The organism is Nostoc sp. LEGE 12454, assembly GCF_056620565.1.
Map to the genome: position 1 here is coordinate 88,480 of NZ_JBWQXL010000019.1, position 17,416 is coordinate 105,895.

At 40.8% G+C, this 17,416-nt stretch carries 11 protein-coding genes; 3 read left to right on the top strand and 8 right to left on the bottom strand.

Annotated elements, in window-relative coordinates:
• Positions 1–155 precede the first annotated feature (155 nt).
• Positions 156–998, top strand: a complete 843-nt coding sequence (locus AC1F2U_RS20190; RefSeq protein WP_480262700.1) for a methyltransferase domain-containing protein — start codon at positions 156–158, stop codon at positions 996–998.
• A 97-nt stretch (positions 999–1,095) separates the two neighbouring features.
• Here the strand turns inward: AC1F2U_RS20190 and AC1F2U_RS20195 are convergent, their stop codons facing one another.
• Entirely contained in the window at positions 1,096–1,557 is a 462-nt protein-coding gene (locus tag AC1F2U_RS20195) for a hypothetical protein (RefSeq protein WP_480262701.1), read from the bottom strand.
• Between the two features lie 428 nt (positions 1,558–1,985).
• Positions 1,986–2,729, bottom strand: coding sequence for a response regulator transcription factor (locus AC1F2U_RS20200; protein ID WP_335005140.1), 744 nt, complete (start codon positions 2,727–2,729; stop codon positions 1,986–1,988).
• 157 nt (positions 2,730–2,886) lie between these two features.
• Between AC1F2U_RS20200 and AC1F2U_RS20205 the strand changes: the two genes are divergently transcribed.
• Positions 2,887–3,951 carry a YheT family hydrolase gene (locus AC1F2U_RS20205; RefSeq protein ID WP_480262702.1) on the top strand — a complete coding sequence of 355 codons (1,065 nt, stop codon included), beginning with the start codon at positions 2,887–2,889 and terminating at the stop codon, positions 3,949–3,951.
• Between the two features lie 94 nt (positions 3,952–4,045).
• On the opposite strand, the gene AC1F2U_RS20210 is transcribed toward AC1F2U_RS20205, so the two are convergent.
• On the bottom strand, positions 4,046–4,213 hold the full coding sequence (locus AC1F2U_RS20210; RefSeq protein WP_334936722.1) for a hypothetical protein: 168 nt from the start codon (positions 4,211–4,213) through the stop codon (positions 4,046–4,048).
• A 659-nt stretch (positions 4,214–4,872) separates the two neighbouring features.
• On the opposite strand from AC1F2U_RS20210, the gene hetI reads away from it, so the two are divergent.
• Positions 4,873–5,592, top strand: a complete 720-nt coding sequence (gene hetI / locus AC1F2U_RS20215; RefSeq protein WP_480262703.1) for a 4'-phosphopantetheinyl transferase HetI — start codon at positions 4,873–4,875, stop codon at positions 5,590–5,592.
• 102 nt (positions 5,593–5,694) lie between these two features.
• On the opposite strand, the gene AC1F2U_RS20220 is transcribed toward hetI, so the two are convergent.
• From AC1F2U_RS20220 to AC1F2U_RS20240, 5 genes are all read right to left on the bottom strand, one after another.
• Positions 5,695–6,498: an SDR family NAD(P)-dependent oxidoreductase gene (locus AC1F2U_RS20220; RefSeq protein WP_480262704.1), complete on the bottom strand. Its 804-nt coding sequence runs from the start codon at positions 6,496–6,498 to the stop codon at positions 5,695–5,697.
• Between the two features lie 522 nt (positions 6,499–7,020).
• The gene (locus tag AC1F2U_RS20225; RefSeq protein WP_480262705.1) at positions 7,021–8,535 is read right to left on the bottom strand and encodes an SDR family oxidoreductase; all 1,515 of its coding nucleotides are present in this window, start codon (positions 8,533–8,535) and stop codon (positions 7,021–7,023) included.
• Positions 8,536–8,537: 2 nt separating this feature from the next.
• Positions 8,538–10,214 (bottom strand): PfaD family polyunsaturated fatty acid/polyketide biosynthesis protein, encoded by a 1,677-nt coding sequence (locus AC1F2U_RS20230; protein WP_480262706.1) that lies wholly within the window; start codon positions 10,212–10,214, stop codon positions 8,538–8,540.
• 300 nt (positions 10,215–10,514) lie between these two features.
• Positions 10,515–15,263 carry a PfaB family protein gene (locus AC1F2U_RS20235; RefSeq protein ID WP_480262707.1) on the bottom strand — a complete coding sequence of 1,583 codons (4,749 nt, stop codon included), beginning with the start codon at positions 15,261–15,263 and terminating at the stop codon, positions 10,515–10,517.
• A gap of 243 nt (positions 15,264–15,506) precedes the next feature.
• Positions 15,507–17,234: an SDR family NAD(P)-dependent oxidoreductase gene (locus AC1F2U_RS20240; RefSeq protein ID WP_480262708.1), complete on the bottom strand. Its 1,728-nt coding sequence runs from the start codon at positions 17,232–17,234 to the stop codon at positions 15,507–15,509.
• Between the last annotated feature and the right edge of the window lie 182 nt (positions 17,235–17,416).

Genomic DNA, 17,416 nt, shown 5'->3' on the forward strand with positions numbered 1-17,416 from the left:
TTTATTAAGGTAAAACTGAGAAATTTTTCCAAGGAAGATAAATCTCGGTTTACCTTCCCCGGAAGTAAAAATACCCTTATTTAATTAAAAACATACATGGTAGCCTACCTGTATGTTTTTTTTGAATTCTAATTCGTCTCAATACTACTTTTTTCATGAGTGCAACACTTTACCAGCAAATTCAGCAGTTCTACGATGCTTCCTCTGGTCTGTGGGAACAGATTTGGGGCGAACACATGCACCACGGCTACTACGGTGTAGATGGCAGCCAGAAAAAAGACCGCCGTCAAGCTCAAATTGATTTAATCGAAGAACTGCTTAATTGGGCAGGGGTACAATCAGCAGAAAATATCCTCGATGTGGGTTGTGGTATTGGTGGTAGTTCTTTATACCTGGCAGAAAAGTTTCATGCTAAGGCTACAGGAATTACTTTGAGTCCTGTGCAAGCTGCCAGAGCAACGGAACGCGCAACGGAAGCTAATTTGAGTCTGAAAACTCAGTTTCAAGTCGCCAATGCTCAAGAAATGCCCTTTGCTGACAATTCTTTTGATTTGGTTTGGTCGCTGGAAAGCGGCGAACACATGCCAGATAAAACTAAGTTTCTCCAGGAATGTTATCGGGTATTAAAACCTGGTGGTAAGTTAATTATGGTGACTTGGTGTCATCGACCGACTGATAAGTTACCACTGACGGCGGATGAAGAAAAGCATTTGCAGGATATTTATCGGGTGTATTGTTTGCCTTATGTGATTTCTTTACCAGAGTATGAAGCGATCGCACGTCAACTTTCATTAAACAATATTCGCACCGCCGATTGGTCAACCGCCGTCGCCCCTTTTTGGAATGTAGTAATTGATTCGGCGTTTACTCCCCAAGCACTTTGGGGCTTACTCAATGCCGGTTGGACTACCATTCAAGGGGCGTTATCGCTGGGGTTGATGCGTCGCGGTTATGAACGCGGGTTAGTTCGGTTTGGGTTGTTATGCGGAAATAAGTAGAAAAGTTCTTTGGGAGAAAACCGCGCTGTTTCACCACAGCGCGATCGCACTACAATTTAAGAAATTCAATCACGGCAAATATCTACCTTCAGAAACCTTACTTTGCTGTGAAATTGCCTATAATTCCACCAGCTTCGAGCGAACACTTAAAAAGTGTACCTGTTTCCCTATTCCCATCAGGCCCATCAAATACAGAAAGATTACCAAGATTCAGGGTTTGCCAATCTTTTGGCCCAGTAGTATTAACTAAAGAACTAAACGCGGCACCGTTTCCAACACCATTAATCGAAACTGCTTGACACGAGCTATTATTTCCATAAATTCTGACTGACGTTGGGTGAGAACCTGGTGACAGTTGCAGGGTTCCTACGACTTGAACACTGTAACTACAGTTATTAATAATTCCCCCATAACTCGAAGTGCTTAAACATGAATTGTCTTGGGGAAAGGAATTCTTCATAGTAGCTCCTGGCCCCGTTACTGCCAAAGCTTGGTTCGCCACTAAGCTTATGACTCCAGCCAACATACTCACCAAATAACCTTTTATAAAAAAGCGCATTCTTATTAACTGCAATTTTGCACGTATTTCAACTTCATAGTTGAATTTACTTCAGAATAAAGCACGCTTTTGATAAAGTTATTCTGTCGTTACAATACTTTTTCATAACTTTTTCATATAATTTTTAAGCTGTTAAAGACTTTGAAAATAATGATAATCAAAAAGAGGCTGAGGAGTTTAACCGAAAATCACATCCTCTCCCTCTCCGTCACACGATTATCATTTTTATTAAACTTATTTTGAGTATTTTAACTCATTGACAAAAAACGTTTTATCTGAAATTTTCACTGAGATACTTGTAGAGACATTGTATTGCAACGTCTCTACATACTCTAAATCCCACTGATAACCTTAACTAAGCGGTAAGGAATAAGAGTTAGAGAGTTCTTGCCTAAGTGATAGCTTAGATAAGGGAATTTAGCGTGATTTTATTCAACGACTGTTACCGAAGCCCCTTCATTGGATGGAGGTACACCAGGTAACTCAAGACAGTATCCAGCACCATACACTGTCTTGATATAACGGGGATGGCGAGGATCGGGTTCTAGCTTGGTTCTCAAGTGGCGAATATGCACTCGAATCGTTTCTATGTCATCATCAGGATCGTAGCCCCAAACTTCTCTGAGGATTTCGCTGGGAGAAACTGTTTGACCGTGACGTTGCAGTAAACAGTGAAGTAACTCAAATTCCAAGTGAGTCAATTTCACCGTCTCATTGAACCATATTGCCTCAAATCTTTCGGGAACGAGGGTTAATGAGCCATAGTTGAGAATTTCACTATGCTTTGCGGCTTGGGGAATCCGGTCAGTACGCCGCAAAAGTGCCCGCACCCGCGCCAGCAGTTCTTCAACTTCAAAAGGCTTGGTGAGGTAGTCATCTGCGCCAGCATTGAAGCCTTCCACCTTGTCCTGAGTTTGGCTCAAAGCCGTCAACATTAACACGGGAATCTCAGAGGTGCGATCGTCGCGGCGCAGGCGTTGACAAACGGTAAACCCATCTACCCTGGGCAACATTAAATCGAGCATGATCAAGTCTGGTTGTAGCTGGAGAGCCAGCGCTTGACCTTTGATGCCGTCTTCAGCTTGACTAACATCGTAGCCAGCCATTTCCAAGTTGACGGCAACTAGTTCTGAAATCGCTGGGTCATCGTCTATGACAAGAATCCTCGGCATTCTTAAAAAATTATTACTACTTATTAAGGATAATTAACAACCTTTGATAGATACAAAGATTTTTGAATCAATTCTAAAAAAGCTTCTAAATCTTACATAAATATTAAGATTAAATGACTGTGAAATCAAGACTCAATTACACGAAATCTTATAGTCTATGATGTGTTATACTCCCCCCTACAATCCGTCTTGGTTTTTACAAAACGGTGTGATGATGACTGTATACACCGCTTTGTGGGGAAAACGTAACTGGGAAATTACTGTTCAAGACCCAGAACCGTCTTATCACGAAAAAATTTTTATTGGTGGCCAAGGTGTGCCAATTTTTGGCTTGGTTGCCATCCCGGAAAACGCTCATAGCACGATTATCGGTACTTATGGCATTACCGGAGAGTTAGAGACGGAATGGTTTTTGAGAGTGCTAGGACGTAAAGCCTATGCTCAAGGCTATGCTGTGGTGTTATTTGATTGGCGTGCCCACGGTAAAACTGCCAAATTGTCCCCGACTCTGACTTCTGATGGTTTGTATGAGGGGGAAGATTTTGTTCGCATCGCCGCCGCTGCTAAGGCAATGGGATGTCCGGGGAAATTTTGGTTTACAGGGTATTCTTTAGGAGGGCAATTGGCACTTTGGGCGGTGAAGGTAGCTGGTGAGGTGATTAGGGAGTATGGAGATTTAGGGCTAAAAGATACCGATATTGGCGGTGGTATGGTGATTTGTCCGAGTTTAGATTCGGAGCGATCGCTATCTTATCTAGTTACAAAGCCCTTCGGCAGATATTTGGAAGCAGGGATTGCCCAAAATTTAAAAAAACTGGCGTGGCGAATCCATGATGCCCACCCTGGAAGCCTCAATCCAGAAGCGATTGAACGGGCAAATAGCATTTGGGGTTTTGATAATGAATTAGTAATTAAGCAACTTGGTTTTCCTTCTGTGGAAGCATATTACCAAGCTAGTAGTGCTTTACAAGTATTGCCACAAATCTCGAAACCGACCTTGATTTTATATGCTGCTGACGATCCACTTTTTGACCCAGCCATCATACCAGAATTAAAAGAAGCTTGCGATCGCAATCCCGCAATAGATTTATTACTCACTCAATACGGCGGTCACGTTGGCTATTTGAGCAGTAAAGAGTGCCAGCGTCAAGTACAAGATTCTGACCCTTGGTGGGCATGGAATCGGGTTTTACAATGGTTGGAGCAACAGCGAACAGAGTAATAGGCGAGACGATATTCTAGTTGCTAAGATGCTCGACAGATGGAGTCGTATTGCTTGGAAGCTCAAAATAGAGAGGATGGCATTGACCCAGAAGCTACCACAATATCATTGGTAAACCAGCAAGAACAGAAGCAATACCTGTCCAGAGAGTAAAACGTGCAATATCTAACTCATCCAAAGCAACGCTCATTTGCCTAATTGCTAATAGCAGCGCTGCTAGTAGCAGTATAAAGAACGCAAAGTACTCCAAATTAAGAATCATTCATCCTCACTATGTTCTACAAAAAAGTAGTTCTAATAGGTTTTTAACAAGCTTTGGGAAGGGTTTTTTGTTCCAGATTTAACAGTTTCTGAGAAAAACTATTTACTAGTGAAGATATATGTACTAGGACTTACGCACACTCTACGAATTCTCGGCGCTCTTCTCTTCGAGACGCTTCGCGAAGGCGTCTTCTCTGCGAGACGCGAAGCGCGATGGCGGTTCGATAAATTAAGCTTTTTAGCAATTTTTGCGTAAGTCCTATCTACTTCAGAATACTTGCAAACATTCCTCTGAGTTTTTTGAGTAATACTGTTAATAGCTAATGTTGTAGTTAAAAGAAAACTTACAATTATCTGTCAAGGGTTTTAAAATATTCTCTCTCAAGGGATTTAACGTGGAGTTGAGGAGTATATATCTATAGTAATAAAAACGGTACGTACATATAGAGTAAGAAATCACAATACGATCTGGCAAAAGCAATCGCGGCTACGTATATTTAGGTTTACAACTAGACTTAATATCTAACACCTTTGGCAGATTCTAGGAAAAACAGGCGCAGTTGTATATAGTAGTGCTAAAGCGTCAAACCAGATCCACCCATAATCATCGTCGTAATTAAACCAACTTCTAGAGTACAACTCCCTTGGCTTTTTGACTCAATGAGCGCTTCTAATGATATTTGGCAACCTGCACCGACAGATTTAACTTTGTTACCAGATGATATTCATGTCTGGCGCATAGACCTCGAACAACCGGAAACTCAACTACAAAATTTAGCAGCAACTCTTTCCAGTGACGAAACATCTCGTGCTGAACGGTTCTATTTTCAGGAACATCGACAGCGTTTCATTGCAGGTCGTGGTATTCTCCGAAGTATATTAGGGCGCTACTTGGGTATCCAGCCTTTACAAGTGCAATTTAATTATCAACAACGTGGCAAACCAGTACTAGCAGATAAATTTGCTGATAGTGGACTGGCGTTTAATTTGTCTCATTCCCAAGGATTGGGTTTATGTGCAGTGAATTGTACTTGCCCAATTGGTGTAGACCTAGAATATATTCGCCCCATGTCTGATTTGGAGGGTCTTGCCAAACGGTTCTTTTTACCGAGAGAATATGAGATGTTGCGATCGCTATCTCCCAACCAACAGCAAGAGGTATTTTTCCGTTACTGGACTTGTAAGGAAGCTTATTTAAAAGCAACTGGCGACGGATTATCTCAGTTAGAGCAAATTGAAGTATCACTGACTCCCACTGAACCAGCCAAATTACAGATAACTGAAGACTGGAGTCTTTTTGAACTAATACCTGCTAACAATTATGTTGCTGCCGTTGCTGTAGCAAATTGTGGCTGGAACTTAAAATGCTGGCAATATTGACCTTGATTAAGCTCATCTCGTGGGTGAAACCAGAAAAATTTTGCGGAGATTGTAAAATGACAAATGACAAATGACAAATGACAAATGACAAATGACACCAGCTTACTTATCTTCCTGCATATTTCGTACAATTTTTGTCACTAAGTTTCTGGGTACAAATCTGACACTTTTTGCAAGTAATTTATTCATAAAGCCAGGAATCGCAATGATTTTGCCCTTCATTAAGGCGCGAAAACCAATTTCGGCTACTGTTTGTGCATCCATCATCTTTTTGCCCTTGAGCAACTTAGAGTCAGCCATTCCGGTTCTTTCATGAAAAGCAGATGCGGTTGAGCCTGGGCAAAGAACTGTCACAGTGACACCTGTACCTTCTAATTCATTAGCGATCGCTTCCGAAAAAGATAAGATATAAGCTTTAGTAGCAAAATAAACTGCCATCAAAGGCCCTGGTTGAAAAGCAGCAGCCGAGGAAACATTTAATATTTTACCTTCACCTTGTTTTACCATGTGCTTTACAAATAGCTTGGTTAAATGGGTGAGGCACACCAAATTTACCTGTAGCATTTCCAATTCAGTAGCTAGGTCTGTTTTGTGAAATAATCCATAGATACCAAATCCAGCATTATTGACTAGCACATCAACATTAATATCGGCGAGTTGCAACTCCGTGAAAATTTCTTCAGGAGCAGTTGATATAGATAAATCCTTAACAAGAGTTTTGACAAAAATCCCAAATTTTTCTTGGAACTTAGCTGCAATTTCTACTAGCTTTGGCCCATTTCTGTCTACTAAGACCAAATTGTAATCATGAGCAGCAAAAATACATGCTAATTCGTAGCCAATTCCATCGGCTGCTCCAGTAATAAGAGCAGTTTTCTTGCTCTGACCTTGATGTTTTGTGTTCATGTAAGAATGTTAGTGAATTCAACTTGATGAAGCTGCGTTGCATTTACAGTGGTTCTCGTTCTACAATTAAGTACGCGTAATATCTGAACCAACGAGAAATATCTTGAGTTATTACCCTTTCAAATGCTTGTGTGGTTCATTAGATAGATGTAGCAGTCCAAGCGTAAATTTAGGACTTATGCATCGAAAAAGCTAGGCATTAAAGAAGCTCGGTTATTTCAGACTGCTAGCTGTCACTTTTGATTACTCACAAAAGCAAGCGGGCAAAATTAAACTTTTATGCCAGACACTAACCATTCTATCCTCGATTGCTTCTGTCAAGAGGTGAATACTAAAAATTTACATGATTGAGCATAAAAAAACAGGGCAATTATATTGCCGCTGTTAGTGTATGAGTTATTGCTGGCATCTGAAATATTGGTTATTCAGTAGTACTGAGTTTTAAAAAACATGGACTAAATAAAATTATTTTGTAGGATGTGTTACGTCTTCAATAACACATCCTATGCAAGTTGTGAATTTCTAAGCGAGATTCAAGAAGCCGCTTTGAATCAAGTAGGCAGTATAAGTCATAAACAATTGAGAGTCAATTGGAGGACAAGCAATAGAACTACCTGCTAGTGCATGGAGAGTATCTTGGCAGCTAATATGAGGTCTTCTAGCTTGCAAGTACAAATCAGGAATTGTCAGTTGTTCATCAGACCAACGTTCCAGTAAAAAGGGTCGCAGAGTATATAAAGGGTTGTCTACAGAAGACACATTATTGATTAACTCTGATTGCCATTTTTCATAAGGAATCATCTCAACTGAATAACCAAAAGAGCGTATCCACTCAACTAATATTTTCAAAGAAACAGGTTGAGGATGTTGTAAATTGAAAGCCTTACCTATGGATTCTTTTTGGCGTGATAGATAAACAATGGCTTTACTTACATAGTCCACAGGAGACATATCCAACATATAATCTACATCAGGGAAATATCCCATTTGTAGACAGCCCTTAGTCATCAAATTGATAAAGTCATGTGTGTTACAAATGCCTGTTTTGCTATCACCAGAAATCAATGGTGGTCTATGGATAGTTACAGGAAGTCCACGGTCACGAGCAATTTTGACTAACTTTTCAGCTACCCATTTAGTTTGAGAGTAACCAAGGTAGATACCTTCCCAATGATTGAATTCATCTTGTTCTTTAACAACCTTGCCAGCATAAGCTGTAGATTCAAAAACAGCAACACTAGAAACGTAATGTACAGGCTTGACTTTAACTTGACAAGCCAATCTCAAAACTTCTTGAGTGCCTAAAACATTGGCTGCTTTCAGTGCTGAGTATGGAAAAACATAATTCAACAAAGCACCACTATGATAGATAGTATCAATATTGGTAGCTAAAATTTGAAATTGTTCCGAACCAACACCTAACAATGGCAGAGATAAATCGCCGACAATCGGAATAATTCTGGAGTTAAATTCTTCCTGCCAAATTGCATACTGTTGCAGATTCTTTTGCAGTTTGCTTTTGCCTTCTTCGGCATTAGCAGCACGCACTAAGCAATAGATATCCGCATTGGTTTCTTGTAGCAATTCCCGGATGATAAAAGCTCCTAAGAAGCCAGTTCCTCCAGTTAAAAAGATGTTCTTGGGTTCACCTACAAGTACATTAGATGCCGCGCCGGGATGGATGGTAGGGTCAAGAACAGCCTCAGCACCTAAATCTAGAACAGAGGGTGCAGCGTTGGCATTAGAGGCTACTACCTTTGTATCTTGAACTGGTGAACCTTCTTGCACTTCTTCAGCTAAACGCTGTGAAAGAGCCTCAATATTTGGGTAATGCCACAGCAGCAATGGAGACGGTTGAAATCCGAGCAACTTTTCTAAGTTACTTACTAGAATCATTGCTTGGGCTGAATCTAAGCCATAGTTTTCTAAATGTTCTTTGATATCTATTTCATCAGTTGCAACTCCTAACAACTTAGCTAAGTTAGATACCAAAAATATTTGAATATCGTCTGCGGTGAAAGACTGTTTTATAGTCATTTTTAAAGCTCCAACAATGATGTATAACGAACAGGGTGATATTGACTGTAATAATCGGAAGTTTGTAGCCCTTGAATTTTCAAATTTTGAACACGGTACAAAAAAGCTGCACCAGTCATAATTTGATTAGCAACATCAACTACACCACGATTATTTGGTTCAGACAGGTAAGAACCGCGTACCCAGTCATTGAAACCGCCCATTGCCGGGCCACACCAAATTTGATAATCGACTTCTCTACCTTTTTCGCCAGAACTAGACCAACGGGAAGATAATCCTAAATACCAGCGAAAAATCAATGCCATTTTCAGTTTAGGATTATTGACTGCTTTCCCAAGTTTCTCAGGATTCTTTTGGGATAAATAAGCCGCAGTTCCTTCCCATACTTCGGCAATAGTTTTGCGAAAAACTTGTTTTTCTAATTTCTCTCTTTCTGCAAGGGGGATGCTTTCAATGGAATCATAAGCGCGGTAGAGTTCAAATAATTTCTGCGCTCGCATGGGGAACATTGTACCCCGTTTGAGAACTTGCAATTTGACTCCCATTTCAAACATATCTGCTGCTGGAGCCATTATCATATCAGCCATTTCTGCTTGGGCTAGTAACTTTTTGGTATGTTCGCAAGCCCCAGATTCAACACATGACTGATTGATTGAGCCAGTCATTATATAAGCAGCACCCATCATAAAGGCTGCTAATGCTGATTGTGGTGTCCCAATTCCCCCTGCTACGCCAATTCTAATCGGTGTTTGATAATGATATTGTGCTTGAATTTCATCTCGCAAGGCAATAATAGAAGGTAACACACAAACTAGGGGACGGTTATCTGTATGACCTCCAGAATCAGCTTCGACGGTAATATCATCAGCCATCGGAACTTTGGCTGCAAGAGTTGCTTGTAATTCAGTAATTAACCCTTGTTCAAGGAGTTCTTTGATTATTCTGGCTGGTGCTGGTTGCAGAAATTTAGTCGCAACTTCTCGGCGAGAAATTTTGGCAATGATTTTATTTTTGATTTCAATTTGATTGGCGCTATTTAAACCCAATCCAGCAACACGATAATAAACAATGTTGGGGGTCAAGTCGAGAAATGCAGAGGCTTCTACTGTTCTCACTTGATATTTGAGGTATAAATCTACAGCGCGGCGTTCAATCGCAGGTTCATTAGGGCTGTGAATTAAATTAAATGCATAAGGCCCTTGAGGTAAAGCTTGTTGAATGCGATTTATGGCTGCTTCCAAACGTTCTGGAGTTAAACCACCTGCACCAAAGGAACTTAAAATTTGCTCTTTTCCGAGTGCAATCACCATTTCTTCGGAAGCAATTCCACCAGCCATTGCGCCGGTAACGTAGGCATATTTCACTCCATGAGAGGAGAGAAAATTGGGATCTCCAAATTGTTGAATGCGGATTGGGGCTGCAAATGTTAGCAGTTCTACTTGTGCTGTTGTGCCATTATCACCAGGGGATAAATAACCCTCATTAGTGACACCGATTTTTCCAGCAACTTTCACGATGTAGCAGGGTTTATTTAACACCATCAATTTATCTTTGATGGTTTGTTTCTCAAAAGATACAGTTTCTAAAGAACCTTTCCAAACCTGGTTTTTGTTATAAGACCAGGAAGAAAAATTAAGTCCATTATCGTGTTTACTTAGTACCGTATCTACGGTTGTCACGGCAGTTATCCCTCGGATTACAAGCAATGGATGATTAAAGTTGAAGCACGTAGACTCTTGATATAGCAATCCTAAATCGTATGTGAAAAATTCTCTCTTCCTTGGCGCTCTTGGCGTCTTGGCAGTTCGTTCATTTCCAAAACTTAGATAGGATTGCTATATAAATCTAATTTCCATACCAGTTCTCCATGAAGATGCACGTAATAATTTTTAAACGAACCGCCAAGACGCCAAGGACACCAAGGAAGAGAGGAGTTAAGAATTAATCGGTGCAAGTTGAGAGAGAATTGGTATGATTTATCAAGATTCGTCGTTAAGCAAGTTTTGGGCGCAAGCTAGCTGCAATTGAATTATTTCGCTCATTTTTTGACTGTAATCTTGTCTAGCTTGTAAGAAGGCAGTGTGTGCTTTAGTTATCTTTGAATTATTAGCATTGAGCTTTTGATACTGGGTCTTATTTAAATCGAACATGCTGATGATGCTACTAATTTTTTGAGTTCTAACGGGTGGGGAAGAAAGAGAAATTGGCTGTCTAATTGCGCTTGACTCAGAAGATTGTAATTGTTCTCTCGTTTCAAAAACGTTATCAATGATATTTTTCGGTTTTACTTCTTCTGACAGAGGCAAGATGTTAGAGGAATGACTTTCTTCTTGGGTTATGTGGTTGAAAGTGTTAATAAAATCTGTGATTTCAGCTTGTTGGACATTAGGTATATCTAGATGCTGTATTTTGAAGCGTTCGCACTTAAGATCCTCAACCAAATTTTCAACAAGTTTGCGATTTTCCTCGCTCAAAATTGTAGCCGCGATCGCTTTCCCACCCAAGGTAACTGTTCTCAATGTTGCTTTATTTGAATTAGCAGTGTCTTGGGCTTTGCTATACAGTGGTGATAAATCCACGTTCACCTGATGACTGAGCAGTTTTGCTAATGCTTTGACCATCGAAGCATGGTCATCCATTCCTCTACGATTCAGAGAGACTGTGATATGTTCTTTGTTGCCGAGAATTTTATCAATCCATCGTGAACAAACACTACCAGCGCCTGCTTCTAAAAATATTTTGACTCCATCGCCGTAGACACGATTAACTAATTGGGGAAAATCAAGTTCTTGGCACAATCCTTTGGCGATGTTGTGCGCGATCGCATCACTTTCAAGTACGATCGGTTGATAATCGGCGGCAGAATAAAACACAATCCCAGGAAGATTTTGTGATGGTAAGCTGTTTACCTTCTTGATTTCCTCGAACTGCGATCGCATCGCCTCGCAATGTATCACATGGTCAAAGAGAGCAGGGAAAGAATTGCAACCTAAAGTTACTATCACTCGCTTACAAGCTGCATCGTCACCAGCAATTAATACTTCTTCTGGTGTGTTGATTTGAGTTAAGTAGACGTGATTCTCATGTTTCAGGCATTCTTTCACTTGCGATGGAGTAGCCATGAGAACATAGGTATTCCAAAGATTGCTGTTTGGTGAATCGGTTAATCCCCAATATTCACGCACAGCATTTTTTGGCCCAGATAACTTATCGCCAAATAGAGGTGATGAGTTTAAGGTATTACTTCCACCCTCAAAATCACTCCAAACTCCTTGGGCAACCATCATACTAGTTTCACCCAAACTATACCCAAATACAGATTGCGGCTTGACTTTAAAATCGTCTCGAAAAATTGCTGTCATGTATCTAGCAAAGGCGATTTCGCTTTCAAACATTGCCAGTGAATCATCTAACAATTGCTTTTCGAGAGTTTCTAATTGCCTGGTTGTCAATTTAGGTAAGCTTCTGGGATAAACTAGCTTTTCAACATCGGCTGCCCGGTTGTAGAGATTGTTACTTTTTAAGTCCTCGAAGACTTTCGGAAATAAGCGAAAAACAGTCCGACCAATGCCAATATAAGAATTGACTGCTGCGGGGTAAACATAAGCAACCGCTCCAGTTTTACCCAATGGTTTTGCTGTGAAATAACTTCCTAAAGGTGTTTGCCAATCTGTCCCTTTCTCAAAGGCATTATTTACACCTTTACGAGCAGATTCAATTTCTTTGAGTAGTTCTTTTGTGTTACGTCCTGCGATTGATAAGACATATTTTGCATCAGATTGCTGCTCAAAGGTAGCAAATGTTTGGCTGGCGGTAGCTGATAAAGAGGAACTAGCTTCAATGCATTTTTGAAGATGGTTTAGGATATCGGGTATAGTGGAGCGATCGCTAACTGCGATGGGAAACAGATGAAAAGGCATTTGCTGCAAATATCTGTTGTCGCGCTCCTCTTGGCTAGGTTCCTCCGATAAGATTAAATGCGCGTAACTGCCATCTATACCCATACTATTAATCGCTGCTATTCTGCGTGTGCCGCCTTTATCGACAAACCAAGGTCTTGATTCCATCGCCACATAGAAAGGACTACCTTCCCATACTTGCGGTGTTTTGACACCAGACCATTTGGGAGTAGCGGGAATATACCTGTAATAAAGACAGAGAGCGGTTTTGATTAAGCTAGCAATTCCCGATGCTGTATAGGTGTGACCGATATTGGCTTTGACGCTACCTAATGCACAGTGCAAACCATTGCCCACTTTCGGATAAGCTTGGAGTAAACCTGCGATTTCGGCTTCATCCTCCTGGGGAACGCCACTACCGAAGACTTCTACATAGTTAACTTCTGTGGGTTGAATCTCCGCCATCTCGAAAGCTTGTTTGCAGACATTGCTGATAGCTGAAGCATCAGGTTTTACCAAAGCGTCACTCAAAGTAGAATTACCTTGTGCAAAACTCATGGCATCAATTACTGCATAGATGCGTTCGTTGTTTTCCTTCGCAGCTTCGTAGCGCTTGAGGACGACAGCACCTGCACCTTCGCCAACCGTCCAGCCATTAGCTTGTTGATCATAACCCAACGTGTTGACACCCGTATTAATTGGCGCAAATTGGCTGCGGAACAAGACATTTTCCACACCACCGGCTAAATCTACCGCACCAACAACCACCGCGTCTACTTCTCCCGTAGCAAGTAGCATTTGTCCAATTTCCAACGCTTTGAGGGCAGAATTTTCGCCAGCGCTGACAGTGAATGCAGGGCCAGTGAAATTCCACAAAGCCGAAATCCGACTTGCCATAATGTTGGCGATGTGACTTACATATTCGCCGATTTCTACTGATTGGTGAATACTATCTTTGACAATGGTTTCTAGCTGGGAAAGCTGTTCAGCAGGTAGAGAAATTCCTTGGTTGAGTAAGCCATCCTTAACTTGCCAAGATAAATTCCATCTTTGCTGTAGCTGATGCACAGAGAATTCTGTCTCGGCGGCAACAATCACAGCCACATTGCCACCCTCCTGAAGTTTCGCATCTTTGACGGCGCGATCGCTAACTTTCAAGAGCAACAATTGTTGTGGGTTTAACTTCTCGATTTCATTTGGTGGGATTTTGCACGATAAAGTATCGATTTCAAAATCCTTGATATATGCCCCTACTGGTGCTTTCCCGTCTGCTAAACCGTACTCTTTCAGGACACTTTCTTGATTTTCTATACCATGCCATCTTTGAGGCGGTAGAGAAGTAAAATGCTGTGTTCCATCATAAATACTGCCTTCAAAAGCATCTAAACCATTGCAGTTACCAAAAAAGGCATCCATGCCGACAATGGCAACTTTGGTAGGTGGAACAGGTGGAGTTGATTCAACTGATTGTGTTGTATTTCCTTGTTCTAAAATCAGATGAGAATTAGTACCGCCAAAACCAAAAGCGCTAATAGCTGCCCGTTTTATTGGGGTATTATTATTAGGCCATGCTGTAGCCGTTCTAACAATTTTATCGGCGGAAATTGTACCTTTTTCTGATGTTAAAGGTTCTGAAACATTCATGGTTGCTGGAATTACACCATGAGACATACTCAAAATCACTTTAGTCAAGCCAACCATGCCGGCAGCAGTTAACAAGTGACCAGTATTTGCCTTAGCAGAACCCACCAGAGGCGCAGCTTGATTTTGACCAAAGAATGTTTCGATGGAATTGAATTCGGTTGTATCTCCTAGTAATGTGCCAGTGGCGTGACACTCTAGATAATCGATGCTTTTTGGACTAAATTCCGCCTCATTGTATGCTCGTTCAAAAGCCAAAACTTGTCCTTTAGGGTTTGGACTCAGTAAGTGCTTACCTTTGCCATCATTGGAGAGTCCATTACCGCAGATAGTGGCGAGAATATTATCACCATCTCTAACGGCATCAGAATATCTTTTCAGCATCACCATCCCAACACCATCGGCGGGAATTAGCCCTCTAGAGGATTTATCTAAGGGGCGACTGATGCCGTTTTCTGCATATCCTTGAACACCGGAAAACAACATCCGCACGAATAGGGAATCTGCACAACTTATGGCTCCAGCTAACATGACATCAGCTTTGTGTGACCATAAGTAATGAGATGCTAGTTTAATCGCATAAAATGATGATGAACAAGCAGCATCCAGACATAAATTAATCTGGGATAGAGATAAAGCTTGAGCAACGATAGATGCTGGTAAGCCAGATATCATCGCATTGTATAAAGATGCTTTAGTTGCACTTGGGACAGCTAAATCAAAATCTTCATACTGCAAAAGTTCTCTGACAGCAGGATTAATAGCTTGCTTGTAAATTGGAGAGAATAACTGATTAGATAATTTTGTTGGGAATGACAAATTACCTAAAATTACGCCGCATTTTGCAAGAACATTTTGATTACCCCAATAACCACTCTGTACAATTGCTTGTTTAGCGGCATACAATGACCATTTGAAGGTGTTATCTAAACCAGCAACAAATTCTGATGGTAGATTGTATTCAGATGGATTAAACTGGAAATTGCGGATGTATCCGCCTTTAAGGGAATAGGTTTTGTCTGGTGTACCTTTGACTGGATTGTGAAATATTGTCGGATCTACTCCGATTTCTTCGACGGTTGCAGAGGATGTCGAATCTTTTTGATTAACGATGTTTTGCCAGTATTCTTCAGGATTCTTTGCATCGGGGAATAGGCATGATAATGCGATGATGGCTATTTTTTCCACGATTTATATGCTCCGAGTTTGGGTATTTAGCAAGAGATAATTAAAAGGCAGGATTTACGCTGTTCCCCAAACTTTGAAGTGGCAAGTTATAGCAATCCTATTTGAGTTGTGATAAATACTCTTTTTAACGAACCGCGTTCGCGCAGCGTCTCGTTAGAGAAGGACGCAAAGGGCGCGAAGAAGAGAAAGAATTTCACAGGGATTTTAGGAATGCTATAGGTGTTGAGTGGTAAAGGAAGATTATTAGCTTCTGAGCATTTTCATTGACCAAATAATGGCATGAGCGCCGAGCATTCGTGAGTATATTTTACCTTGGCGGTCGTGTATGATAAAGTTTGCGATCGCACTACTTGGTGTCTTAGCTAGTACTTCACAAGAAACGTAAAATGTTTCGTTATGTGGTATCATCGCAAATTGTTCAAACTTTTCTACTTTTCCAGGTAAACAACCTTCTTCATGAAAGTGTTGTGTCCAAACCCATAAGGCGTGCATACTCAAGTCAGTTGTGTAGGGATTTACCCATTGCACAGGGAATTGTCCTTGTTGCTGTGGGGTGAGTTCTGGCCACAAACATTCTGTAGTGATTTTTTTAGAGCTGATGTTTAAAACTCTTTTGATTTCTTGAAAAGCAGGGCCATGAAATAATGTAGCCCCACCATTTTGGTAAAAATCTTTTCCTGTAGCGGTGATGATATTATCTTCTTCGAGATTGAGAGATTCATAAATGGGGACATCTGGGATTTCTCGCTGGAGATTGAGTTGAGCGCTAAAATGAAAATGGATTCTGCCTTGTGGGTTTTTACTCGAAATTTTGGCTTTAAGTTCGATTCTTTCAAGATTAACTTTAGAAATTTCTTCTATTTCTAAAATATGTTCCTCCGCTAATGTCTCATTGAAAGTAATCCCCTTTAAAACTTTGAAATCTTGATAATTAAACAACCGATAACCGGGATATAATTGTTCACAAGCATTAATAATCCAAGTCATTGCACAAGTTGCAGGTAAAACTGGAGAACCAGCAATCGTATGATCGTGTAAAAATGGATTAGCCTCTAATGTCATTTGGCGACGAATACGATAAGTTCGTAGTTCTGAATCTAGTTCTGTAGCCATTGGAACTAGTGGACTACCAATAACAACTTGTGAGGTTGCATGGTTGGTATTATCCATTTCTTTCACGAGCATCTGTGCCCCAACTGCAATCGGAATTATTTCAATTTTTCGCTCTTGAAAAATCTTCTTTAATTCTGCTGTCACCATCCCACTATCCCAAGCGCCCCAGTTGATAGCGACTACGTGACATGAAGGATAGCTTTGCTTAAATATATGGGCTGATTTGTTCAGAATTTCATTTGCGATCGCATAATCAGATTGTCCAGGATTTCCGTAAAATCCTGTTACTGAAGAGAACAAAACTAAATGCTGAAGTTGATTAGGGTTGACGCAAGTTAGTAAGTTTTCTAAACCTTGAACTTTGGCGGTGTAAACTTTTTCAAAATCCTCTTCTGTTTTCTTTTCTATTAACTTATCAGCTAAGTTCCCAGCGCCGTGGATGATTCCGGTAATTGGGCCGAGATGTTGTACAGCAGTGGCAAGTTTTTCTTGTAAAGCTGGCGTATCCGTAACATCGACGCTGATATATTCTGCTTTAGCTCCAGTTTTTTCAATTGCTGCTAGAGTCTTTTTAATTTCGCGGCTGGAGGTAATTTTGTTATATATTCTTTGCACATTCATGGGTGTAGGCTTCTCTCCTTGAGAAAGAAGGTTTTCCATGATGCATTTTTTCAATGCGGATTCATCAGAATTTTGAGCAAAATCTGGCTCGGTTTCTAATAGTTCGGAGCGACCGAGGAGGATGAATTTGCAGGGTTGCTGTTGGGCTAATCTGATAGTACACTCAGCCGTAATCCCTTTTGCACCGCCGCTCACGACAAAGACAGATGATGGACTAAGCTGGGCTGTTTGTGTCATAAATCCTCGTGAATACCTGCATAAATTGGGTTTTTTGTTATTTCTCGATGGGAGAAGATTTAATTCTTTTTACGAACCGCCAAGACGCCAAGAACGCCAAGGAGGAGGAAGAGGTAGTTTTGCAATACTGCTCGGTTAAGTATTTCTTTGTTCCCTCTGCGTCCTCTGCGCCTTGGCGGTTC